Origin of the sequence: Vitiosangium sp. GDMCC 1.1324 (assembly GCF_003044305.1) — a bacterium.
Classification (GTDB): Bacteria; Myxococcota; Myxococcia; order Myxococcales; family Myxococcaceae; genus Archangium.
In genome coordinates, this window is sequence record NZ_PZOX01000007.1 from 1 (window position 1) to 23939 (window position 23939).

15 protein-coding genes are annotated in these 23939 nt (G+C 68.2%); 8 read left to right on the top strand and 7 right to left on the bottom strand.

Annotation, left to right across the window (positions count from 1 at the left end; translation table 11 throughout):
* The 4 genes from DAT35_RS58245 to DAT35_RS21200 all read right to left on the bottom strand — a co-directional run.
* The coding region (locus tag DAT35_RS58245; RefSeq protein WP_146209814.1) for a DUF1565 domain-containing protein at window positions 1-1309 on the bottom strand (1309 nt) is incomplete at its 3' end.
* Window positions 1310-1317: 8 nt separating this feature from the next.
* A complete protein-coding gene (locus DAT35_RS21190; protein WP_108068928.1) occupies window positions 1318-2220 on the bottom strand; it encodes a hypothetical protein in 903 nt (300 codons plus the stop codon).
* A gap of 95 nt (window positions 2221-2315) precedes the next feature.
* Window positions 2316-4127, bottom strand: a complete 1812-nt coding sequence (locus DAT35_RS21195; protein WP_108068929.1) for a CpaF family protein — start codon at window positions 4125-4127, stop codon at window positions 2316-2318.
* A gap of 75 nt (window positions 4128-4202) precedes the next feature.
* Entirely contained in the window at window positions 4203-7031 is a 2829-nt protein-coding gene (locus DAT35_RS21200) for a PAS domain S-box protein (RefSeq protein ID WP_108068930.1), read from the bottom strand.
* A gap of 294 nt (window positions 7032-7325) precedes the next feature.
* Between DAT35_RS21200 and ung the strand changes: the two genes are divergently transcribed.
* From ung to DAT35_RS61830, 5 genes are all read left to right on the top strand, one after another.
* A complete protein-coding gene (gene ung, locus DAT35_RS21205; protein ID WP_304466063.1) occupies window positions 7326-8009 on the top strand; it encodes a uracil-DNA glycosylase in 684 nt (227 codons plus the stop codon).
* A 36-nt stretch (window positions 8010-8045) separates the two neighbouring features.
* Window positions 8046-9707: a type VI secretion system contractile sheath domain-containing protein gene (locus DAT35_RS21210; RefSeq protein ID WP_108068931.1), complete on the top strand. Its 1662-nt coding sequence runs from the start codon at window positions 8046-8048 to the stop codon at window positions 9705-9707.
* 13 nt (window positions 9708-9720) lie between these two features.
* Complete coding sequence (locus DAT35_RS21215; protein ID WP_108068932.1) at window positions 9721-10089, top strand: hypothetical protein; 369 nt, start codon at window positions 9721-9723, stop codon at window positions 10087-10089.
* Between the two features lie 575 nt (window positions 10090-10664).
* Window positions 10665-11825, top strand: coding sequence for a hypothetical protein (locus DAT35_RS58250; RefSeq protein ID WP_146209815.1), 1161 nt, complete (start codon window positions 10665-10667; stop codon window positions 11823-11825).
* 82 nt (window positions 11826-11907) lie between these two features.
* Entirely contained in the window at window positions 11908-12030 is a 123-nt protein-coding gene (locus tag DAT35_RS61830; RefSeq protein ID WP_255415195.1) for a hypothetical protein, read from the top strand.
* A gap of 151 nt (window positions 12031-12181) precedes the next feature.
* Here the strand turns inward: DAT35_RS61830 and DAT35_RS21225 are convergent, their stop codons facing one another.
* Window positions 12182-12406, bottom strand: coding sequence for a hypothetical protein (locus DAT35_RS21225; protein WP_108068934.1), 225 nt, complete (start codon window positions 12404-12406; stop codon window positions 12182-12184).
* 206 nt (window positions 12407-12612) lie between these two features.
* On the opposite strand from DAT35_RS21225, the gene DAT35_RS21230 reads away from it, so the two are divergent.
* Both DAT35_RS21230 and DAT35_RS21235 read left to right on the top strand, forming a co-directional pair.
* Complete coding sequence (locus DAT35_RS21230) at window positions 12613-14904, top strand: M12 family metallopeptidase (protein WP_108068935.1); 2292 nt, start codon at window positions 12613-12615, stop codon at window positions 14902-14904.
* Window positions 14905-15110: 206 nt separating this feature from the next.
* Window positions 15111-17363 (top strand): glycoside hydrolase family 44 protein, encoded by a 2253-nt coding sequence (locus tag DAT35_RS21235; RefSeq protein ID WP_108068936.1) that lies wholly within the window; start codon window positions 15111-15113, stop codon window positions 17361-17363.
* Window positions 17364-17493: 130 nt separating this feature from the next.
* On the opposite strand, the gene DAT35_RS21240 is transcribed toward DAT35_RS21235, so the two are convergent.
* On the bottom strand, window positions 17494-17718 hold the full coding sequence (locus tag DAT35_RS21240) for a hypothetical protein (protein WP_108068937.1): 225 nt from the start codon (window positions 17716-17718) through the stop codon (window positions 17494-17496).
* A 207-nt stretch (window positions 17719-17925) separates the two neighbouring features.
* Between DAT35_RS21240 and DAT35_RS21245 the strand changes: the two genes are divergently transcribed.
* Window positions 17926-19557: a sigma 54-interacting transcriptional regulator gene (locus DAT35_RS21245; RefSeq protein WP_108068938.1), complete on the top strand. Its 1632-nt coding sequence runs from the start codon at window positions 17926-17928 to the stop codon at window positions 19555-19557.
* Window positions 19558-19585: 28 nt separating this feature from the next.
* Here the strand turns inward: DAT35_RS21245 and DAT35_RS21250 are convergent, their stop codons facing one another.
* Window positions 19586-23875, bottom strand: coding sequence for an OmpA family protein (locus tag DAT35_RS21250; protein ID WP_108068939.1), 4290 nt, complete (start codon window positions 23873-23875; stop codon window positions 19586-19588).
* Between the last annotated feature and the right edge of the window lie 64 nt (window positions 23876-23939).

Genomic DNA, 23939 nt, shown 5'->3' on the forward strand with positions numbered 1-23939 from the left:
CTCTTCCACCGGCGCCTCCATTGCCTCCGTTGGTCGTCCGCAGGGTGCAGGAGTCCATCTCCACCCCGGAGTTGAGGAGGAGCACGGCGATGGAGGCACCTCCGCCCTTGCCCCCGCCCGCGCCCTCACCCGGGCAGCCGCCAGCGCCCCCACCTCCTCCGCCTCCACCCTCCGCCCCCGCCGAGAAGTTGGCGCGGCCGTAGCCACCCCCGCCACCTCCGCCGCCCCCGCCACCGGGGGAACCTCTCCGGCCGTCGGCTCCACTCTTCGCGACCCAGGTGCCGGCGTCGACCAGCAGCGTACCGATGCCGTCGTCCGCCGCTCCGGGCGTTCCGGCGTCTCCTTCGAGGCCATCCTGCCCAGGGTCTCCCGGATACGCCATGACGTTGCAGGTGGGGCCCGCGGGGCAATTCCCGGGATCGTTGGACCGTCCGCCGTCGCCCCCCCGCGCGGAGGGCGTTCCTGCCATTCCTGGCAGGCCTTCGGGACCAAATTCGAAACCGCCATCACCCCCCCGTCCGCCCGAGGTGTTGACGGAGCCGCAGCTGCTCACGCCGGGCGGGCCACCCGCGGTCGGCGCGGAAGAAGCGGGCGATCTGTCGACGGCGCTCATGCCCACCCCTCCGTCCGCGCCCCCCATGGCCATGGAGGGCTCGTTGCCGGGCAGGCCATTGGAGCCGGCGCCGGCCGTGATCTCCACATGGCGCAGGCGCACGCCGCTCGAGTCCATCACCCGCAGTCCGATGGAGGGCGCGCCCGCATCCGGATCCGGGCTCGTGCTGGAGTTGATGTGCAACCACTCCAGGATGACGCCGGAATCCGCTCCCAGCCCCTTCACCGTCAGGCCGATGCTACCCCCGCCCAGCTGGGTGATGTTGCTGGCGCTGCGCGCCCAGTTCGCCGCCGCTCCGGCGTAGCCGCCGTGGAGCGAGACGGGCTTGTCCAGCTGGAGCCCCGGCTCGTCGTAGGTGCCCTGGGCGAGGTAGAGGGCGGCATGGCCGTCGGGGATGCGCTCCAGCGCATACGTCAGGGTCTTGAAGGGGGCCTCGCGGGTGCCTGCCGTGATGGTGTCCTGGCCCGCCTGGGGGTCGACGAAGATGCCGCCGTCGGCCATCCCGTCCACGCCATCGCAGTTGGCGTCGAAGAAGAGATCATCCGGCTGGTCCGCCGCGGAAGGATCGCACGTGGTGGGCTTGCAGAGCCCGGCCTGCACGCAGTCGTCGAAGGCCCCATCGAAGTCGTAGCACCCGATGGCGGCCAGCAGTGCCACCGCGAGCGCGGCGGCCCATGGCTTCTTGCTCTGGAGCATGTGAGTCCTCACGGCAGTGTTCCGGCCACGCCCACCACGCCACCGCCGTTGAGCACGGAGGCGGTGGGCCGCACCTTCTGCTCGCCCTCGCCCTTGCCAGACAGCAGGTAGATGAGCCCCGTCGTCACCACGCCCGCCGCGCCCAGCGCGAAGGCGCCCTGGCTCAGGAGCTGCGAGCGCTTGCCCGACTGCACCAACGCGGCGCCGTCCTCGGGCCCCGTGACATTCATCTCCTTCAGCTTGCGGTAGTCCGCGCCCGCCTGGAGGTAGAAGTACGTGCCCACGCCCAGCAGCACCGCGCCACCGGCGGCGGGAACCCAGGCCAGGCCCGGCGCGCCCGAGCGGGTGGCCGTCACCTCGGGCCGGGTGGGCTGCAGGGGCTGGACCGGCTGTTTCGTGGGCGGCGGTGCCTGGACGACGGGGGCCGCCACCGGGCGCAGCGCCTGGCGCACCTGAGTCACCACCTTCTCGCTGGACTCGGTGAGCGCGTCGAGCAGCTGGTCCTCATGGACTCCTGGCACGTAGTGCTCGGAGAGCAGCTCGCCGTCACGCGTGGCGTAGGCCTTGAGTCCCACCCGGTAGCCACTGAGGAACTGCACCAGCTCGGTGATCAGCACCACGTCGGCTTGGGCGGCCTCACCCATGGTGATGCGGCAGGCGGCCTCCAGGCGGTTGCACCCGAGCACCGTCTTGCGCTGCGCGGGAGGCAGCTGCTGCGAGAGATCCGAGGCGCGCACCACCTGGAACCCCTGCGTCTTGAGCTGCTCGGACACGTGCTCCTGGGCGAAGGAGACGATGTGGGAAGGCACCCCCGCGGCTTCGGGCGGGGCGATCAGCACGGTGAGAGGTGCCTCGGAGGACGCGGGTGCCTGGCCGAGCACGACGAGCGTGGCGAGGAGTGTGAGGAACACGATTTGGCCACTTTCCCCTCATGTTGCGCCTACCGCAAGGTCACGCACTCGCAGTGACGACTGGTGCGTGACACCGTATGTCCGACCAGGCGGGCTCAGCGGCGAGGCTTCTCGGGCATGGGCCGGATGTGTGTCTTCTCCGAGTTGTCGAGCTCTCGCGGTGCGTCATCCTCCTCCAGGTCCTCGGAGGGGGCGGGAGGAGGCGGACGGGAGGGCGCCGCGGGAGCGGGCCGGCGAGCGGGAGGAGAGGCCGTGACCGGGCGGGTGCCGGCGGCGGGGCTGGGGCGCGGGGGAGGCGTGCTGGGACGAGCCGCGGGACGCGGAGGCGGGATGCCCCGGCCCTGGGTCTCGAGGTCGTCGGCCAGCAGGTCCGCGGACACCTGCACCTTGGGCTCATCGGCGGGGGCGCCCAGCCCGTCCTCGGCCTCATGGGCGAAGGGGTTGCGGGTGGGAGGAGGCGTCCGGTCGTCATCCGCGTTCGGAGGCGGAGGCGGCTTGTTGGCGGGGGGGTTGGGCCGGAGGGCGGGCCGCGCGGGGGGAGTCTCGACCGGCTTGGCGCGGGCGGGGGCTTGCGGCTCGGCGGCCTTGGGGAGGCTCGCGGGTACCTGCACCTGCACCGGCGGGGTGGCGGGCGCGGCGGGCTTGCCCTCCTTGGCGTCGCGGGCCTCCTCCTTCAGCCGCTCCTCGAAGGCGAGCCACTCCTTCTTGTAGCTGGCGGGATCTGGCTCGCCGCGCTCGCGGTGCTTGAGCGAGGGGGCCCAGCGCACGGCGTACGTCTCGCCCAGGCGGAAGGAGGGCGGCGGGGGCAGGCCGTAGGTGGTTGGGTCGAAGAAGGACTCGTCCAGGTCGGCGAAGCCGTAGGCGCGCGCCTTGTCCACGAAGGTGGGGATGATGCCGGTGGGCGCGTGGTAGCCGAGGATGTGGCCCTCCTCGTCCTTCGTCACCGGGGTGAAGACGAAGATGTCCTGGGTGCGGTACTCGCCCTTCTCGCTGAGCGGGAGCACCTCGGAGAGGGCGATGGTTTTGCGGCTGCCGTCGTGGAGGCGCTCGCAGCAGATGACGAAGTTGATGGCGCTGGCCACCTGGGCGCGGATGGCCACCATGGGCAGCTCGATGCCGGACATGAGGCAGAGCGACTCGATGCGGCGCAGCGTGTCCGTGGGCGTGTTGGCGTGGGTGGTGGCGAGCGACCCACCGTGGCCGGTGTTCATCGCCTGCACCAGGTGGAAGGCCTCGCCGCCGCGCACCTCGCCCACCACGATGCGGTCCGGGCGCAGACGCAGGGCCGAGTGCAGCAGGTCTCCCATGTCCACGCCGCCCTTGCCGAACTTGTCCGGGGGCCGGCTCTCGAAGGGGACGAGGTGGGACTGGTTGAGCTGGAGCTCCGCCGAGTCCTCGATGGTGAGGATGCGCTCGTCGTCGGGGATGAGGGAGGAGACGATGTTGAGCAGCGTCGTCTTGCCCGAGCCCGTGCCACCGGACACCAGCATGTTGAGCTTGGTGTGGATGCCCGCGTCGATGAGCCGGGCCATCTGCTGCGTCATCGACTTGAATTTGATCAAGGACTCGATGGTGAGCTTGTCCTTGAAGAACTTGCGGATGGAGATGGTGGTGCCCTTGCGGGCGATGGGCGGGATGACGACGTGGATGCGGCTGCCGTCGGGCAGGCGCGCGTCGAGGCGGGGGCGCTCGTCATTGAGGAGGCGGCCGACGAACTGCGCCATGTTGCGCGCGGCGCCGATGAGGCCCTCCTCGGTGAAGGTGGCATCGGTCTTGGAGACCTTGCCCTTGCGTTCGATCCAGACATCGGTGGGCCCGTTGATCATGATCTCTGAGACGCTGGGGTCGTCGAGATAGGGGAGGACGGGCTTGAGGAAGGCGCGGAGCGACTCGGAATACATCGACATGGCCCCCCGAGGGTAGCCCGAGACCGGCCCGGGCCCAAGAGGAGGGCCTGCTCGCCGGTCGGACGGGCGGGGGGCTCAGGCCCACCGCGCCTGCGCTTCCTGGCTCCCGCCCCCGGGGAGGGTGAAGAAGAAGGTGGTCCCGGCACCTGGCCGGTTCTCGACCCAGATCCTCCCGCCGTGGGCCTCCACGATTCCCTTCACGATCGACAGCCCGAGCCCCACGCCCTGTTGCCGCGTCTCCTCGGGTTGCCAATAGCGCTCGAAGATGTGGGGGAGCACCTCCTCCGGGATGCCCCGCCCGGTGTCACGCACGGAGATGAGTGCTTCTCCCGGGCCTCTTTCCGCCCGGATGAAGATGCGGCCTCCCTCCGGAGTGAACTTGATGGCGTTACCCACCAGGTTCGAGAGCGCCTGGACCACGCGGTCATGGTCACAGGGGATATCCCACCTGCCAGCGGCCGATGCCGCCTCGAGCGTGAGGTGCCTGGCCGTGGCGAGGGGCCGGAGTGTCTCGGCGGCCTCCTGGATGAGGCGGGGGATGTCGACGGGGCGCTTGGAGACGGTGAAGGTGCCGGACTCCATCTTTCCGAAGTCCAGGAGGTCCGTGATGAGACGCGCGCCCTGGAGCGCCGCCTTCTCCATGCCCGCCGCGAGCTGCTCGAGCTTCTCGCGCGTCTGGGGCCCTTCCCCCGTGAGACCCGGCACGAGCCGGTGCAGCACCTGCGCGTTGAGCCGGATGGCATTGAGGGGGTTCTTCAGATCGTGGGACACGATGGCGATGGTGTCCTCCCGGGCCCGTACGGACTTCTGGGCCTCCTGGTAGAGGCGGGCATTGTCGACCGCCAGGGCCATGCGCCTGGTGACTTCCAGCGAGAAGGCCAGGTCTGATTCGTCGAAGTCCCGGTCGGCCGCCACGAAGGACATGGCACCAAAAATCCGGCCGCGTGCCTGCAGTGGAATGATCATGTACGAGCGCATTCCGAGCTGCAGGGCGAGGTCGGCGCACTCGGGCTCCAGGATTTCACGCACCTGGGCCTCTGTCAGCGAGGAGACCCGCACGGGACGGCCCGTCTCGATGCTGTTCATCACCACTGTTGAATCGGTCACCCACCTGTGACGGGAGTGAAACACGAGGGCCAGCCCCTGCTTCTCCGGGTCCGCATGAGCCACCGCGACGCGCTTCAGCCCACCCCGCTTCACGCGCAGGTCCACCACGCACCAGTCCGCCACGCTCGGAACGGCCAGCGCCGCCAGCTTCTTGAACACGGTCTCCGGCTCGAGCGACTCGGAAAGCGCCTCGCCCAGGTCCGCCAGGAACTGCTGCCTCCGGGCAATCCGCTGCTTCTCGGAGATGTCACGGAGGATGGCCGTGGTGACGACCCCCTCTCCCTCTCCCGCCGGGGACGAGGTCAAGGAGACCTCCACGGGGAGCTCGGACCCGTCCTTCCGCAGGATCCAGAGCTCCAGGAGCCCTCCTCCATGCAGGGACGCGGGAGCAGCCGGGCACCAGTTGCCCTCCTGGAAGTGCGTGCCATGGAACCGCTCCGGGACGATGCGCTTGACGGGATGGCCGATGAGCTCCTCTTCGCCGTAGCCCAACCAACGCAGGGCCTGGGCGTTCGCGAACTCGATGTGTCCATCTTCCCGCGTGACGATGATGGCATCGTGGGAGGCTTTCATGAGCCCGCGGAACTTCGCCTCGGCGGAGCGCACGCGAGCCTCCGTGCGCTTCTGTTCCGTGAGGTCCCGGACGTGAGCGGCCCGGTAGAGTACGCAACCCGCATCGTCTTTCACCGCGGTCGCGTCCACCAGCACCGGAAACACGCTTCCATCCTTTCGGATGTGCTGGGACTCGAAGACGTGGTGTCCCTGCTCATGGATGAGCTGGAGGTGACGCCTCAGGTCCTCCCAGGCCGAGGGCGCGAAGACCTGGGTCAGCGGCTGTCCCGTCAGCTCCTCCACCGTGTACCCATGCATCCGGGCGAAGGCGGGGTTCATCAGTTCGAGCCGCTGGGCGTCCACGTCGCCAATCACGATGCCCCAATCGGCGTGCTCGAAGAGGTGCTGCCATTGGCGGAGCATGTCGTCGGTGCGCTTGCGCCGGGTCAGGTCCCGCGTGACCTTCGCGAACCCGATGAGATGGCCGTCGCGGTCCTGAACGCGGGTGATGACGACGTTCGCCCAGAAGCTCGAACCGTCCTTCCTGACGCGCCAGCCCTCGTCCTCGGCGTGTCCCTCGGACGCGGCCTGCTCCAACGCGCGAGTGGGCTTTCCGTCTTCGACGTCCTTCTTCGTGTAGAAGAGGGAGAAGTGCTTGCCGATGATCTCCTCGGCCTTGTAGCCCTTCAGGCGCTCCGCCCCCTCGTTCCAATTCACCACGTTGCCCGCGGGGTCCAACATGAAGATCGCGTACTCGCTGATCTGGTCCGTGAGCTGGGCGCGCAGACGGTAGGACTCCGCCTGGATGCCCATCCGCACCAACTCCGTCACGTCCATCGCCTGATGGAGGATGTAGCGCAGCTGGCCGTCGGCCCCCAGCACGGGCGTGTTCAGCGGCCTCCAATATCGCTCCTCGAATCCGCCCCCCTGCTCGGCTGGACGCCGGAGGTCGTACTTCTGCACCTCCAGCGCGTCGGGAACCCGTGTCTGTCTCACGCGCTCCAGGGAAGCCCGCAGCTGGCTGACGCCCATGGCATTCGGGTCGGCCGGGTTGTCTGGGAAGACGTCGAAGATTCCCCGCCCCACGATGTCCTCCCGGCGGTTCATCGTCGCGCGCAGGTAGGCGTCGCTCGCGGCGACGATGGTGAACTCAGGAGTGGGGAGCAAGGCGAGGTAGAGCCCGGGACAGGCGGCGAACAAGAGCTGGAAGTCAGCGGGTGGGCTCGGAATGGGAGTGGGGTTCACGACCTTGCTCTGGGTGGCCTTCGGTCTCTGTGCTCGAATCCATGGGGCGGGAGCGGACCCATCCTGAGGGAAAAGCTAGGGCGGGCCGCTCGGGGGCGCCGCGTTCTCATGCGATAGAGGGAGGAGGTGGGCTGCCCGCTGAAGCGGCGGCCCTTCGAGCAGCACCCGGGCAGAGGTGGGAGCGAGCTCAAGGGTGCTTCCGCTCGAACCCCATCGCAGAAAACACTGGCGCCATCCGACCGCAGAAGTAGTGTAGGGCGATACCTCGACCGAGGTACGAGACGCGGAGGCGTGATGGGCTCGATGAAGGACCGGCTGCCGGCGGATTGGAAGAAGGTGCTGAAGGACGTGCTGGCGAGCCCGGAGTTCGAGGAACTGGAGGCCTTCGTCGCCCAGGAGCGGCGAGAGCACACGGTGTACCCGTCGGAGGAGGACCTGTTCTCGGCCTTCCGGCTGACGCCGTACGACGAGGTGAAGGTGCTGTTGCTCGGGCAGGATCCGTACCACGGGCCGGGGCAGGCGCACGGACTGGCGTTCTCGGTTCAGCCGGGAGTGAAGCCGCCCCCCTCCCTGGTGAACATCTTCAAGGAGCTGGAGAGCGACGTGGGCATGTCCAGGCCGAAGGACGGCTCGCTGGTGCCGTGGGCGGAGCAGGGGGTGCTGCTGCTCAACGCGGTGCTGACGGTGCGCGAGGGAGAGGCCAACGCGCACGAGGGGCACGGCTGGGAGCACTTCACCGATGAGGTCATCCGGAAGGTGAGCGAGAAGCCGGAGCCGGTGGTGTTCCTGCTGTGGGGCAGCTACGCGCAGAAGAAGGAAGCGCTCATCGACACGTCGAAGCACGTCATCCTGAAGGCGCCGCACCCCTCGCCGCTGTCGGCGAAGAAGGGCTTCTTCGGGAGCAAGCCGTTCAGCGGCGCCAACAAGGCCTTGAAGGAGCGGGGGCGCGAGCCCATCGACTGGGCACTGCCGTCGTGAGTAACCTGACGCCCTCTCGAAGAGGGGGATGTCGACATGAGCCGTGAGGGTGCTGAGGGTTCTCAGGTGCGGTGGTGGGTCGCGGGGGCTTTCACGCCGAGCCCCTCGGGCAGACATTTCCGGATCACCTCGGACAGTTACGCCGAAGAGCTGGCACGCTCCGCCACCGGGCTGCGCGTGAGCGTGGCCGACCGGCTGGGGGCGGGGGAGACGCGCTCCTTCGCGCTGACCTTCCCCAAGCTGCGCTCCTTCACGGTGGCGGAGGTGGTGTCGTCCCTGCCCGAGTTGCGCGCGCTCAAGGCCCTCATGGACGGGCTGGACAAGCTGCCCGCGGAGGCGGCGGTGAAGAGCCTCGAGGCGGTGGTGGGGGCTGGGCGTCTCTCCGAGGCGGTGGGCTCGGTGCTGCGCGAGAAACAGTCACCTCCCGCGGCCAAGGGGAGCAATGGGGTGGCCCCTTCGGCGCCCTCCGCGCCCGCCACCGCGAAGCCGCCGGATGTCGTGGATGCCCTCTTCGCCAGGACGGAGACGGGCCAGACCGAGCAGGCGGCGAAGGCGAGCGTGGATGCCTTCCTGAAGGCCGTGGGGACCCGCTCGACCGCTCCGGCGAATCCCTCCTCGGCGACGGCGCCGGCGAAGGCCCTGGTGGAGGAGGCGGTGCTGGCCACGGCCCGCGAAGTGCTCGCCCATCCGGTCGTCGCGCGGCTCGAGTCGGCCTGGCGCGGCCTGAAGATGCTGGTGGACCACTGCCCCACGTCGTCCGGGATGGCCGTGGAGGTGCTCGACGTGGAGGGGCTGGCGGGGGTGGAGGGCGTGGAGCAGCAGCTTCCACTCGACCGCTTCGAGCGCCCCGATGCCCTCTTCGTGGTGGACACGGTGGGGGACCTCGCCGCGCTGAAGCGGCTGGCCGAACTGGGCGAGCGAGCGCAACTCCCGGTGGTGGTGGACGCGCCTCCGGCGCTCTTCGGGGTGCAGTCGGCGGCGGAGGTGGTGACGCGGGTGGAGGAGGAGCGCGGAGGGCTGACCGAGGCCTGGGACACGCTGCGGGCCGAGGAGTCCTCGCGCTGGCTGTGCGCGGCCCTGCACCGGGTGGTGGTGATGGTGGATGGGCAGGGGGCGAGGCGGCGGACGTGCTTCACCAGCGCGGCGCTGGGCGTGGCGTCGATGCTGGCGTCGAGCTTCCGCGAGACGGGGAACTTCGCGCGGATCCTCGGGGGGACGGGCGGGGTGCAAGCGCCCGCGGTGTGGCAACTGCCGCCGGGGCGGGAGGGAGGCACGGCGGTGCCGACGGAGACATTCTTCCCCATGCGGACGCAGTCCCGGCTGGCCGAGCTGGGGGTGCTGGGTTTGGGGAGCGGGAAGAACTCGGACGTGCTGCAGCTCACGGCGGCGCCGATGGTGTACGGGGGCGAGCACAAGGTGCCGTTGCCGGCGCAGATCCTCACGGGCCGCATCGTGCGCTTCGCGCAGTGGGTGCGAGACCAGCTCCCGCCGAGCGCCGGGGACGCGGAGGTGGCGACGCTGTTCACGCAGGCGGCGGACGTCTTCCTGTTCGGTGGCGCGACGCCAGCGGGCCGGGTGCGCGGCGAGGTGGTTTCAACGGGGGAGGGAACTCGGGGCGTGCGCGTGACGGCGCTGGTGAGGCCGGAGTACGCGGGCATGCCGCTGGAGCTGGGCTTCGTCCTGCCGATGCGCGGGTGAGGGGACCGGTTTCGTGAGCGCGATTCGTCCGCCGGAGGAGTGGCGGGGGCGGTTCGTTTCGACCCTGGAGGTCCTGCTCTTCATCCGCGAGCAGATTCTCGGCGGAGTGATGCCAGAGATGTTCTTCGGCAGGCTGGACGTCTGGGCGGTTGCTGCGTTCGTTCACGGGGTGCGATTCCACCTGTACTGTGGTGGAGTCGAGGACGTTCGGTACCAGGAGTTCGGCACCTGGCTTCGAGACGTTCGGAACGAGTTCCCGGCAGGCAAGGGGTGGGCTGGGCTGTATCTCGAAGAGGCAGGGGGAGACCATCGGGCGGCGATCCTGAGGTTCCTGGATCGTTGCGCGGAGTACGACGCCCTGACTCAGAGGCAAGCCACCTGAGCGAGCCCTGGTAACTCCCTGCCTCGCCCGAGCGCCAAAAACGACGAAGCCGGACTCGCTGTGGCTGGGGGGCGCCACGCGAATCCGGCTCGGAGCACAGCGGCCAGACGCCGCCGTCGGCCTCTTCCCACTCCGTTACGAGGAGACCTGCCTCCCCAGGGCGAGGGGTTCACAGCCTCCCCGAGCATGGATGTTGACACTTACCGGAATTTCCGAAAAGCAAAGTGCGGCTGGCTGGGAGGGAGGCTGGGTGCTGGAAACGGGCTTGGGCTCGGTTCCTGAACTCTACTGCTCGCGGCAACCTTCTGTCCGGTCAGGCGACTCCGATGGAGGCTCTGCATCTCTTCGTTATGTTCAACGCTCCCTCAACGCTAAAAGCACGAATCTCCAAGCCACGGACTCCGATGCTGAAAGGGCGCAAATCGGACCTGCGCACCCGGCTTCGGCTCTACCCCCGCTCAAGGGCCGAATCCCTGCGGAGTGGAGTGGCACGAGCGTTGATGTCGGTTCCATGTAGTTGCTTTCTATCGTATCCATGATTTCAGGAGCATTTCATTCGAAGGGAGCGCCGCCGTATGGGAGGTAATCTCGGAAGATTGGTCGTTCTCACGCTATGGATTCTGCTTTTGCTCACTCCTGTTGTCGCGCGCGCCGCGAATGAAGGGACGATTCAGCAAGCGATTGCAGAGATCAGCCGTCTGTATGAGGATCTCGATTATGAGCATGCGCTCGAGCAGATTCATATGACCCAGAAGCGATCGCATCAGACGCTGGATGATATTGCCCTCTCGCTCTATGAGGGAATCGTTTTGTGCGAGATGGGTAAACAAGCCGAAGCCATAGAAGCCTTCAAGTTCGCCCTCTATATGGACTCCACGGCGAAACTGCCCGTGCAGGTTTCTCCCAAGATCGAGGCGATGTTTGAGTCCGTGCGGCAGGATGTGGTGAGCGAGATTCGCCGCTTCGACAGTCAAAGTGGTGAGCGCCCGCCGATTGATATTAAAAAGGCATATGAAAATTCCAATTACGAGCGCGTACTCGATGAAATCCGGATTGCGCGCCAGATGCCTCTTGAAAATAACGAGAATGTTCAATTGTTCCTCTACGAAGGTGTTGCTCTGTATAACCTTCGGAAAGAGGAACAAGGCAAGGCCGCCTTCAAATCCGCGCTTGAACTGCGACCGGATGCGCGGCTTCCTGGGGAGGTCGCACCCAAGATAAAGAACGCCTTCGAGGCTGTGCGTCGGATGGTGAAGCAAGAGATGTCTGATGCCAATCGTCAGGCGCAGGTCGAACAGTCGTTGACTCCTGATGAGGATCGAACAGCTCAAGAGCCACCCTCGACAATTTCCGAAGCGTCGCCACCGCCTGGAAGTCCTGAGGCAAAGCGGCCCCTTCTCTCCTCGGGCATGCCGGGATGGGCGTGGGCTCCTGGGGCTGGGGGAGTGGCATTGCTGGGATTGGGAACCTTCTTTTACATACAGGCCGGTAGAGAGTACAAGCTTCTCACGACGAAACAATTCTCCGATGCCCAGGAGCCCAAGGAACTACTCTCTTCCGGCAGGCGCGCGCAGGCCGCCAGCTTGATATGCTTTGGATTGGGCGCTGCGGGACTCGTGACGACGGAAGCTATCTACCTACTATCGAACAACTCACGGACAGTGCCCACGGTGCGGCCCACCGCCGCGCTAAGTCCCATGGGTGGCATGGTGGGCTTGGTGGGAGCGCTTCCGTGATCGTGCGGCTCATCTCGCAGCGGCTCGGGCTCTGACTCGACTTTGCCATTCTGCGGGACTCACGCGCGTCACGCCCGAGCGCGTGCACTGGAGCGTCCAGACTGCAGACTTCTACGACGCCCGCAGTCGCGTGTACCTCAAGCCGGCCGACGCGACGCCCGCCAAGGCCGAGCGCGGAATGGCGGTGCTCAAGATGAAGGGCTGAGCGAGACCCGACGCTACGTGCGATGACTCGCGCGCTTTCGTGCTCCGTCCGGAGCGCCCGAGCGCCAAAAACGACGAAGCCGGAAACGCGGTGGCTGGGGGGATGCCACGCGAATCCGGCTCGGAGCACAGCGGCCAGAAGCCGCCAGCTACTAGCGCATGTTGTTGATGACGCTCATCGCGATCTCGTTGAGCTTCTTGAGCGTGTTCGAGACGAACGCGACGGTCTCCTGCTGCTGCTGGAGCTTGAGCTGAGCCTCCATGCGGGTGCGGTCCGCGCCCTCGAGGCCGGCGAGCAGGTCCTGGTTGATGCCCTGGTTGAAGGTGGCGGTGGAGGCGCTGCGGATGGCGTTCAGGGAGTCGTTGGTGATGCCCATGGCGGTCTCTCCAAGCAGGGAAGGCGGTTGGGAAGGGTGGAGCGAAGCTGCTTACACCTGGATTATCGGCGGGGGGCTCCAGGAGTTTCCTCCCCATTTTTTCGCCCATTTTCGGTGCCCTTTCTTCCTCCTTCCCGTGGCCTTGCCCGTTTTTCGAGCTCGCGTGTCCCAAGGCGGTGAATCCCACCCCACTGAGGACACGAGAGATGAAGGCTCTGAAGACGCTCCACTCCACGCTCCTGGCCGCGAGCCTTGGCGTGCTGGCTGTCACCACCCAGGCCGCCTGCGATGGCACCGCCACCGTTGAAAATGGGACAGAAACCGCGCCCTCCACGTTTGGGGGTGCCGAGCTCGCGTACCCGGGCCGGTCCGGAGTGCGCCGGACCGGCTCGCTGCGCACGGAGCAGGGCCCGCGGCCGGTGGCCTATGAGGAGATCAACGGCAAGGCGGTCATCGAGGGGGACATCGTGGTTCCGCTGGCCCTCGTCACCTCGCCGGACGAGCGCAGCGCCAGCGGCGCGGCCCGCGCATACGCCTCGGCGCGCTGGCCCAATGGCGTGGTTCCTTATGTGATCGACTCGGCGCTGCCCAGCCAGTCGCGCGTCACCGATGCCATCGCGCACTGGACCTCGAAGACGAACCTCCGGTTCGTCGCCCGCACGACCGAGTCGGACTACGTGAGGTTCGCGTCGGGCTCCGGTTGCAGCTCGTCCGTGGGCAAGGTGGGGGGCGTGCAGACCATCGAGCTGGCCAGCGGCTGCTCCACCGGCAACGCCATCCATGAGATCGGCCATGCAGTGGGTCTGTGGCACGAGCAGATGCGTGCCGATCGCGACAGCTACGTCACCATCAACTGGGGGAACATCCAGTCCGGCTATTCGCACAACTTCCAGACCTATACGGCCAGTGGCTATGACGGCCTGGACGTCGGGGCGTACGACTACGGCTCGATCATGCACTACTCGCGCGATGCGTTCGGCATCAACGGCGCGGAGACCATCACCCCGCTCACCTCCGGGGTGACGATCGGCCAACGGGATGGGCTCAGCACGAGGGACCTCGAGTCGGTCAGGTCCATCTACGACGGCGTGACGGAATTCAGCATGGTCTCCGGCTGGTGGGGCAGCGCCAACGCGGGCGGTGGCATCGCGGTCACCCAGCTCGACAGCGACCCCCGGCCCGAGCTGATCGCCTTCCACGTGGATGATCCGAGCGGGGGCAACAACGGCTACTACCGGATCGGCTGGAACGTCAGCAACGTCGCGCTCTCCAATGGCGCGGGGACGAAGTACCAACCCACGAGCTGGAGCGGCCCCTACTCCATTGGTGGCTGGTGGGGCAATTCGACGAGCGGCGCCGGTATCGCCGTGGGTGACCTCAATGGCAACGGCCGGCCGGAGCTCATCGTCGTCCACGTGGATGCTCCGAGTGGGCAGGACACCACCTGGTACCGCATCGGCTGGGACCTCACGACGAGCGGCACCGTCACGTCCTGGAGCGCTCCCTATGCCTTCACCGGTGGATTCCACGGCAGCTCCACGTCTGGCGCCGACGTGGCCCTGGCCGACCTCAACGGCAACGGCAAGCTCGACATGGTCGTGGCCACCGTCGACAACCCGGATGGCGCCAACACCATCTACTACAGCGTCGGCTGGGATCTCAGCACGAGCGGCGCCATCAGCTCGTACAGCGCTGCGTCCACCAAGCCCGGCTGGGTCGGCAACACCACCGCCGATCTGGGCCTCGACGTCGCCGACATGGACGGCAACGGCAGGCCCGACCTCGTCGTCTCGTGGGTCGACGATCCGTCGGGCGACGACACCCACGTCTACGAGGTCGGCTACGATCTCTCGTCGTCGACAGGGGCCGTGACGTCGGGCTGGAGCGGCTCGGGTTCCGCGAAGGAGACCACCGCCCGCACGCTCAACGCGCGTGTCGGTGAGACCACGCAAGGCGCGGACGTCGCCGTCTACGACTTCGACAACAACGGCAGCAAGGACCTCGTCAGCTTCCACATCGACCACGTGGCCGACAACACCGGCTACATCTCCGTGCTGAAGGATCAGTCGGACAAGATGTACAGGCTCGCCTTCAAGCACAGCGGCAAGGTCATGGACGTCATGAACGCCAGCACCGACAGCGGAGTCGAGATCCAGCAGTGGAGTGCGGGGGGCGGCGACAACCAGAAGTTCGCCTTCCGCGCCACCCCCGACGGCTACTACTTCGTCGTGGCGAAGCACAGCGGCAAGTGCGTCGACATTCTCAACGCGTCCACGGCGGAGGGCGCCAAGGTCCAGCAGTGGGATTGGAACGGCAGCGATGCCCAGAAGTTCTCGCTGGTGAACCTCGGCGACGGCTCCCACAGCCTCCGGGCCAAACACAGCGGCAAGTGCCTGGACGTCTATGCCTTCAACCAGCAGGACGGCGGCTCCATCCTCCAGTGGACCTGCAACGGCTACGACAACCAGAAGCTCCTGCTGACCCAGGTGACGAACTAGCTCCTCGTCGAAAGTGGATGAAAGACAAATGCCTGCCCTCCTCGGGCAGGAAGGCCGTCCGGGAAGAGGGGCATCCTCCGTAAACCCACAACTTCCCACGTCATCGGGCAGGCCTGGAGGGCTGGTTGTAGCCCTCGTCGTATCTCCCCACCCTTCGCCCAATCACTGACGGGTCATGGGCTTTGCTCATGGGGGAGGGTGGGGAGATGGTGTGGCGACAACGACGGGATTCGTGTGCGAAGCGGCTGTCCGTGCTCCAGGTCGGGCCGGGCCGGGGAAGAGCCGGGCTCGCGAGGTGGTTCGGGGGGCTGCTCTTCTTCGTGGCGCTTCCCGCCCTGGCGCAGAACCCGGCCGTGAGGGTCGACATCAACGTGGGCGCTGGCAGGCATGCCATCAGTCCCCTCATCTACGGGGTGGCGTTCGCGCAGCAGTCCGAGCTGGACGAGCTCAACGCTCCGCTCCACCGCAACGGGGGCAATGCCAGCTCCCGGTACAACTGGCAGCTCAATGCCTCCAACCGTGCCAACGACTGGTACTTCGAGAGTCAGCCGTACTCCAGTCCGGAGCCGGGCGGGGAGGTGGATGCCTTCATCGCCAGCACCCGGACCGTGGGCGCCGAGCCGATGATCACCGTGCCGATGGTGGGCTGGGTGGCTCGGCTCGACTCCAACCGCTCCAGGACCTGTAGCTACTCCATCAGCAAGTACGGCCCGCAGACGGATAGGGACTGGGCGTGGTACCCCGATGCGGGTAACGGCACCCTGCCCGACGGGCGGTTCGTCACCAATGACCCGAACGATGCCAACATGTCGGCGGACCCGCTCTTCCAGAAGGGCTGGGTGCTCCACCTGCTCCAGCGCTGGGGGACGGCGTCGAGCGGCGGGGTTCGCTACTACCTGATGGATAACGAGCCCAGCCTCTGGCACTCCACCCACCGCGACGTCCATCCCACGGGGGCCACCATGGACGAGGTGCGCGACAAGCACCTGGCCTACGCGGCCATGGTGAAGGACACGGACCCGGGGGCGCTCGTGTTCGGCCCGGAGGAGTGGGGCTGGAGCGGCTACCTCTATAGCGGGTACGACCATCAGTACGCTCCCCAGACCGGGTACACCCGGTTTCCGGATCGGGAGAACCACGGGGGTTGGTATTACGTGCCGTGGCTGCTCGACCAGTTCCGCCAGAACGAGCAGGCCACCGGGCGGCGGCTGCTGGACGTGCTCTCCGTCCACTATTACCCCCAGGGCGGCGAGTTTAGCAGCGACACCTCCACGAGCATGCAGCAGAGGCGCAACCGCTCGACGCGCTCGCTGTGGGACCCCAACTACATCGACGAGTCGTGGATCCAGGACAAGGTCATGCTGGTTCCCCGCTTGAAGAACTGGGTGGGGACCTACTACCCGGGGCTGAAGGTGGGCGTCACGGAGTACAACTGGGGCGCGGAGGCCCACATCAACGGGGCGACCGCGCAGGCCGACATCCTCGGCATCTTCGGGCGCGAGGGGCTCGACTACGGCGTCCGGTGGGAGTCGCCCAATTCCAGCACGCCCACCTACAAGGCGATGAAGATGTACCGCAACTATGACGGCCTCAAGTCGACCTTCGGGGACGTGAGCGTCTCCTGCGTCGTGCCCAACCCGGATGATCTGTCGGCGTTCGCCGCGCAGCGCACCGGCGATGGAGCCCTCACCGTCATGGTCGTCAGCAAGGTGCTGTCGGGCGAGACTCCCATCACGCTGAATCTGACGGGCTTCGCTCATGCGGGCGTGGCGCGGCGCTGGCAGCTCACCGCGGCCAACACCATCAACCGGCTGGCGGATGTCACCGTTTCGGGCAGCGGCGTGAGCAGCACCGTGCCCGCGCAGAGCATCACGCTCTTCGTCATCCCAGCCGGCGGCACCACCTCCAACCAGCCTCCCGTGGCCCAGGCCACGGCGACTCCCAGCTCGGGCACGGCGCCGCTCGTGGTGGGCTTCAGTGGCACGGGCTCGACGGACCCCGAGGGCCACCTGGTGGCATACGCCTGGAATTTCGGGGATGGTCAGCAGGGCACGGGCCCGACGGTGAGCCATACCTATTCCCAGCCGGGCACCTATACCGCCACGCTCACGGTGACGGATGACGGCGGTGCCACCTCCTCGGCCACCGTCACCGTCTCGGTGCTCTCCGCTCCCCCGTCCGACTCACTGGCGGCGCCAGTCAACTTCTATGCTCAGGCCTCCGGCACGGACGTGACGCTGCGTTGGACGGACAACTCCCAGGGGGAGGAGGGCTTCATCATCGAGCGCTCGCCCGAGACCTGGCCGTTCGACTTCCAGGAAGTGGGACGGGTGGGCCCCAACGTGACGACCTTCGTGAACAGGCAGGTGCCCCAGGGCAGCTATTTCTACCGGGCCCGGGCCTACCAAGGGACGGTGTTCTCCGGGTACTCGAACATGGATGGTGCGCGGGTGCAGTAGCCACCCACCTCCCCCACCCCCTCCCCATCTGGGGGGCCGAGCGCCAAAAACGACGAAGCCGGAAACGCGGTGGCTGGGGGGTGGCCACGCGAATCCGGCTCGGAGCACAGCGGCCAGGGGCCGCCAGCCACTAGCGCATGTTGTTGATGACGCTCATCGCGATCTCGTTCAGCTTCTTCAGCGTGTTCGAGACGAACGCGACGGTCTCCTGCTGCTGCTGGAGCTTGAGCTGGGCCTCCATGCGGGTGCGGTCGGCGCCCTCGAGACCGGCGAGCAGGTCCTGGTTGATGCCCTGGTTGAAGGTGGCGGTGGAGGCGCTGCGGATGGCGTTGAGGGAATCGTTGGTGACGCCCATGGTGGTAGCTCCCAGGAGGGAAAGAGGTTTGGAAGGGTGGAGCGAAGCTGCTTACACCTGGATTATCGGCGGGGGGCTCCAGGAGTTTCCTCCCCATTTTCCGGCCTATTTTCACCGCCGCGCCCACCCGGGTTGATGCGTCCATCGTCCCGTGGCCCTCCTCGCGGTATAGACTCTCCGGCTGCTCCTCCGGGCCGGAAGAACTTCATGCAGATGTCCGACGACGCCTCGACGACCGCCTCGCTCCGACGAGACAGGAGGGAGCAGGCTCCGCGCACGGTGCCGGCCCTCACCCTCGTCTCCCACTACCAACTCCAGCGCGCCGGAGAACGGTTGCTACTCGAGTCCCTCGTGGATAGCGGCAGGCCGGTCTTCCTGTCGCGCAGTGCTCCAGATTTCTGCCTTCCCGGTAGCGTCCTGTCCCTGCCACTGGCCGACCCGTTCATCAGCCGCAAACCCGTGGAGTTCGAGCCCGGGGCCCGGGGCGGTGTGCGGCTGCTCGTGCCGGAGGACGGGACGCAGGTGCGGGTGGCCGGAGCGCCCGTCCGAGGCCACCTGGAGCTGTCTCCCGAGCAGATGGCCGTGGGTGTACCCCTCGTGCTCGCCGAGCGCGTGGCGCTGTTGCTCCACCTGGTGTCCGTCCCTCTTCCTCCTTCGTCGGAGGACCTGGGCATGGTGGGGTGGGGCCGGGGCATCCAACGAGTGCGCGAGGATGTCTCCCGCGTGGCGGACCTGGACGTGCCGGTGCTCATTCGCGGCGAGACGGGCACGGGCAAGGAGCTGGTGGCCCGGGCCCTCCACGAGCGCAGCCCGCGCCGCAACGGCCCTTTCATCAGTGTGAACCTGGGCGCCCTCCCCAAGGAGCTCGCCGCCGCCGAGCTCTTCGGCGCGAGCAAGGGGGCCTATACGGGGGCCGTGAAGGACCGCGAGGGCTTCTTCCGAGCCGCCCATGGGGGCACGCTCTTCCTCGACGAGGTGGGCGAGGCCCCGCCCGAGGTGCAGGTGGCCCTGTTGCGCGTCCTGGAGACGGGCGAGGTGTTCCCGGTGGGCGGCCACTCGGCGGTGCCCGTGAACGTGCGGCTGCTCACCGCCACGGACGCCGACCTGGAGGAGCGCATCCGCGAGGGGCTCTTCCGCGCTCCCCTGTTGCACCGGCTCGCGGGCTACACCATCCGCCTGCCGCCGCTGCGCGAGCGGCGCGAGGACATCGGTCCGCTCTTCCTCCACTTCGCCCGCGAGGAGCTGGCGGCCACCGGCGAGGCCGGGCGGCTGTCGTCCTCGGACCCTCGTGCCGAGCCGTGGCTGCCCGCGCTCCTGGCCGAGCGCCTGGTTCGCTACGCGTGGCCCGGCAATGTGCGTCAGCTTCGCAACGTCGCCCGCCAGCTCATCATCGGCAGCCGGGGTCTGCCCTTCCTCCAGGCCGATGCGCGGCTCGAGCAGGAACTGGACGCCTCCGCCGCTCCGGTTCCCCAGCAGGTCCCGGCCTCCTCCGTCCGCCGGGCTCCCGAGACTTCCGGCGAGAAGGGCACCGCCCGGCGCAAGCCCTCCGACATCGGAGAGCAGGAGCTGTTGGATGCCCTGCGCGCCAGCCAGTGGGAGCTCCAGGCCACCGGGGATCGGCTGGGCATTCCCCGCTCCTCCGTCTACGTGCTCATCGAGAAGAATCCCCTCATCCGTACCGCCATGGACCTGGGTGCGGAGGAGATTACCCGCTGCTTCCACGAGTGCGGCGGGGACCTGGACCAGATGGTGCTCCGGCTCGAGGTCTCCAAGCGCGCGCTCCAGCGTCGCGTGCGGGAGTTGGGCCTGGACGAGGCCCCGGGGGGCTCCGGCCGGTGAGGTACCGGCCGGGCCCGGGTACTGCTCGCTACTCGACGACCACGAACTCCACGCGCCGGTTGTTGGCGCGGCCCTCGGCGGTGTCGTTGGTATCGATGGGCTTCGTCATGCCGAAGCCCGCCGAGTCCAGCCGCTCCGCGGAGATGCCCTTCTGGATGAGGTACACCCGCACCCACTTCGCGCGGCGCTCCGACAGGTCCTTGTTGTAGGACGCCTTGCCGGCCGAGTCCGTGTGGGCCTCGATGCGCAGCTTCTTGATGTCGGGGTTGGTCTCCAGCACCGAGGCCACCTGGTCGAGGATGCGCTCGGACTCGGGGATGACGTTGTCCTTCGCGGTGGCGAAGTACACCTTCTCGAGCGTGCGCAGCTTGCCCTTCTCGACGACGACCACCTTCGGCGGCGCGGGAGGAGGAGGCGGCGGCGGAGGCGCCTGGACGTTCATCACGACCGTGGCCGTGGCCGAGCGCTCGGGGTTGCCCGCGACGCGGTAGGTGAACGTGTCGCGGCCGGAGAAGTCACCCTTCGCGGTGTAGCGGAGCGTGCCCTCGGGGGTGATCTCCGCGAGGCCTCCCGAGGCGGTGGCCACCTCGGCCACGCGCAGGGACTCGCCGGGCAGACCCTCGTCGTTCTTCAGGAGGTCGAGGGTGATGGACTTGCCCGCGAGCACCTGGCCCTCGTCGTCATGCGCCACGAGGGGCGGAGGAGGCGGCGGGGGAGGCGGGGCGGTGACGATGGGCGTCGGAGCCGGCTGCGCTGGGCGTGGGGTGCTGGAGGGCGCGTAGCTCAGGGCCGCGAGCAGCCGGTAGCGGGGCGTGCCGAAGCCGTTGGTGAGGCCGGGGCCACCGCCCAGGGTCATCTCCAGGTCCTTGACGAAACCCCAGCGCAGGGCGAGCAACAGCTCCAGGGGGCTGGTCGGGACGGAGACCTTGGACAGGCCCACCTCGCCGGCCAGGGTGGACAGCAGGGAGAGCTTCCAGCGGGGCACGAGGTCCACCTTGCCACCGACGCCGTAGGTCAGCGCCGTGCCGAGGTGGAGGTTGAGGAACTGCTGGGGACGCCCGAAGAACACGCCCGCGTTGGCCATGAGGGCCGAGCCGCGGGGGCCGCGCCACTCACCCACGAGGGTGGGGTTGAAGGTGACGCTCCCGCCGCCCAGGTACGAGTCCTTCGGGGCGGTGGGGAAGGAGAAGGGCAGCGACAGCGCGAGCCCGAAGTCCTCGGAGCGCACCAGCCCCGTCTTCACCGACAGGCGCAGGTCCGAGGGCGCCGCGGTGGGGATGCCCGCCTGGAGCTGGGGGTCCACGATGCCGGCGGGGCTCGTGGACTGGTACACCATCACCGGGAGGGCCGCGCCGATCTCGAACCGGTCGAACAGCGCCACGGAGCCGGCGAGCGTGAGGTACGTCTGTCCGCCCACGAGCAGCCGCTGGTAGCGCGAGTTCTCGCTGGAGACGAGCCGCAGTGGCTGGTTGGCGTAGTCGGCGAAGAGGCGGGCGCTGTAGGAGAGGTGCTCGGGGATGCGCGCGGACTGGACGCCGAGGACGTCATCCCTGCCGGGCTGCGGCTGGAAGCGCTCCACGACGAAGGAGCGGCTCAGGTCGTTCTGGGCCTGGGCGGCCACGGGCACGGAGACCACCGCGGTGGCGGCGAGCACCGCGCTCGTCTCCCGGCGGCGGCGGCGCAGGAACGCGGCGAGCGAGCCCAGCACCATCGGCCACATGGCCTCGGCTCCACCCGTGCTGGAGCAGCCGCTGCCCTGGACGAGCCACTTCGAGTGGTCGCCCTTCGGCTTGCACTGGCCGGACAGGCAGAAGGAGTTCTCCGCGCACTGGTCGTCGGTGGTGCAGGCCGCGAGGCAGGCGTTCTCACCGCAGATGTAGTCGCCGCAGCTCTGCGTCTGGAGGGCGCAGCTGCCGGCGCCGTTGCAGGTGCCGCCCGTGACGGCGACGCCCGCGGAGCAGCTCTGCGAGCCGCACTGGACGGACTCACTGGGGTAGGAGCAGGTGGCGCGGTTGGTGCCATCGCAGACGCCGCCGCACTCGGAGCCATCCGTGCCGCAGGCCGGACGGTCACCCTTGGGCGCTCCCGTCACCGCGCCGCAGGTGCCCACGCTGCCCGCCGCGTTGCAGGCCTCGCACTGGCCATCGCACGCGGTGTTGCAGCACACGCCGTCGGCGCAGAAGCCGGTGGAGCACTCGCTGTCGGTGGAGCACTCGCTGCCCCAGTCCTTGCCCGGACGCTTCGTGAAGACGGCCTCCAGGTCATGGGGCCCGGTGACGCCCGTGAGGATGTACGTGCCGCCCGAGACGGAGGAGGTGACGTTCGTGCTGTTGTCCGTGAGCGAGGTCAGCTCGTAGCCCGGCGTCGGGGTGACGGTGCAGGTAGCGTTCTGGCCGTGCTCGACGGGCGAGGGGCTGCAGGTGACGGTGCCACCCGGCACCTCGTGGGTGGTGATGGGGTACTTGCTGATCTCGAAGAGGGCCGTGACGGAGGCCGCCTGGTCGAGCGTGAGGGTGCAGGGGTTGGTGGTGCCGGTGCAGCCGCCGCTCCAGCCCTTGAAGGTGCTGCCGGGCTGGGCCGTGGCGGTGAGGCTCACCTGGGAGCCCTCGGTGAAGTCGGCGCTCGCCGAGGGGCAGCTCGGGCCACAGTTGATGGTGGCGGGGCTGCTGACGATGGTGCCGGTGCCCGTGCTGGCGGGGTCCTTCTGGACCGTCAGCGTGTGGAGGGTGCCGATGCCGTCGACGTCGACCGCGACGTTGTTGGTGTCATCCGGATCCTGGATGCCCGAGGGCACCGTGACCGAGGCGCGGTCGCTGAGCGTGGCGGAGCCGGTGCCGGTGATGACCTTGGCGTCCACGATGAACGTCACCTGGGCGCCCACGGGGAGGTCCGCGGTGGTGTGGATGTTGCCGGTGCCCGAGGCGGCCGCGCAGGTGGCGCCGCCCGAGCCCGCGCACGTCCAGGAGATGCCGGTGAGCTGGGCCGGGAAGTCGTCATCGATGGAGGCGCCGGTGACGGCGGTGGGGCCGTGGTTGGTGACGACGAGCGTGTAGCGGACGGGCTTGTCCCAGCCCACGGCCACGACGCCGTCGGAGAGGGTCACGGCGAGGTCGGCGTAGGTGGCGCCCGTGGTGAGGGCCGTCTCCACCAGGGGCCCGATGAGCGGAGACACGCCCTGGCCGCCGACGGAGTAGTTGCCGTGGGACACCTTGCCGGTGGCGTCGGGGTCGATGTGCACCTTCATCTCGAACTGGGTGCTGGCGGTGGGGTTCATCGTGCCCAGGTCACACGTCACCGTGCGGGTGGCGCTGTCGTGGGTGCAGGTGACGCCCGGCGGCGTGTTGAGGGAGACGAACTGCGTGTGGTCCGGAAGGACGATGGTGACCTTGGTGTTGCCCACCGCGCTCTCGCCCGAGTTCTTGACGAGGTACGTGTACGTCAGGTCCGAGTCCGCGTTGGCCGACTTCGGAGCGCTGGCGGCGATGGAGAGGCCCGGGAGGAACGAGCCGAAGCCGTCCACGTACACATGGCCCCAGTGGCCACCCGGCGAGCAGCCCGCGGCGATGACCTCGAGCTCCACGGTGTCGCCGACGGCGAGCTTCGCGTCACCGGGGGCGACGTCGATGGCCTGCCAGTCGGTGTACTGGATGTTGCCGGCGGTGGTCTTCCACGGCACGCCGGGCTGGTTGGCGAAGTTGAACGTGTTCCAGAGCACCACATCGCGCGTCACGTTGCGCAGGGTGATGTAGATGTAGGGCTGCTCGCTCGCGGTGTGGGACGGGTTCTGGAGCACCGGGGCGAGCGCGAAACGGACGTGCACCTTGCCATCGGCCGGGTCCACATCGCTCGAGGTGATCGCCGCCGACTGGACCAGCCGGTTGACGTTCTTGTTCTTCCCGAGCTCGTTCACCACCGCGGCCCAGTGGCCGTACTTGGGCCAGCGCAGCGACTCGGCGGCGCTCAGGCCCGCGGGAATCTCGGTCTCCGGACCGCCCTTCGCCTCCCGGGCGAAGGTGAAGTTGGTGCCGCCCGGCTGGAGCTTGAGGTCCGCGATGCTGCCAGGCGGGATGGTGATGCCTTGGTTGAGGTTCGTGGTGGTGGTCCAGCCGTTCAGCGTGCCCTCCTCGAAGTTGCCGTTGGTGAAGAGCGGCTGGGCGCTCTGGGCCGTCTCGGGCCGGGCGGACTCCCCGGAGGCTTCGCTACGGGTGCAGCCCGAGGTGACGGCGAGCAGCAGCGCGAGCGCCGTACAAAGAGAGAGGCGCGTCACTCCGCGCGGGGAGCCGCCACGCACTGGGGCGGATGTGGATGCTGGTTTCATGGGTGCTCCTGGGGTCCCCCCTCTGCTTCAGTGCAACGGGGCCCGATGGGGTACGCGTCACCCA

Coding starts and splice junctions, on each gene's coding strand:
- DAT35_RS21195 (WP_108068929.1), bottom strand. CDS start 4,127: ATGTCGATGTATTCCGAGTCGCTCCGCGCCTTCCTCAAGCCCGTCCTC.
- ung (WP_304466063.1), top strand. CDS start 7,326: ATGGGCTCGATGAAGGACCGGCTGCCGGCGGATTGGAAGAAGGTGCTG.
- DAT35_RS21210 (WP_108068931.1), top strand. CDS start 8,046: ATGAGCCGTGAGGGTGCTGAGGGTTCTCAGGTGCGGTGGTGGGTCGCG.
- DAT35_RS58250 (WP_146209815.1), top strand. CDS start 10,665: ATGGGAGGTAATCTCGGAAGATTGGTCGTTCTCACGCTATGGATTCTG.
- DAT35_RS21225 (WP_108068934.1), bottom strand. CDS start 12,406: ATGGGCATCACCAACGACTCCCTGAACGCCATCCGCAGCGCCTCCACC.
- DAT35_RS21230 (WP_108068935.1), top strand. CDS start 12,613: ATGAAGGCTCTGAAGACGCTCCACTCCACGCTCCTGGCCGCGAGCCTT.
- DAT35_RS21235 (WP_108068936.1), top strand. CDS start 15,111: ATGGTGTGGCGACAACGACGGGATTCGTGTGCGAAGCGGCTGTCCGTG.
- DAT35_RS21240 (WP_108068937.1), bottom strand. CDS start 17,718: ATGGGCGTCACCAACGATTCCCTCAACGCCATCCGCAGCGCCTCCACC.
- DAT35_RS21245 (WP_108068938.1), top strand. CDS start 17,926: ATGCAGATGTCCGACGACGCCTCGACGACCGCCTCGCTCCGACGAGAC.
- DAT35_RS21250 (WP_108068939.1), bottom strand. CDS start 23,875: ATGAAACCAGCATCCACATCCGCCCCAGTGCGTGGCGGCTCCCCGCGC.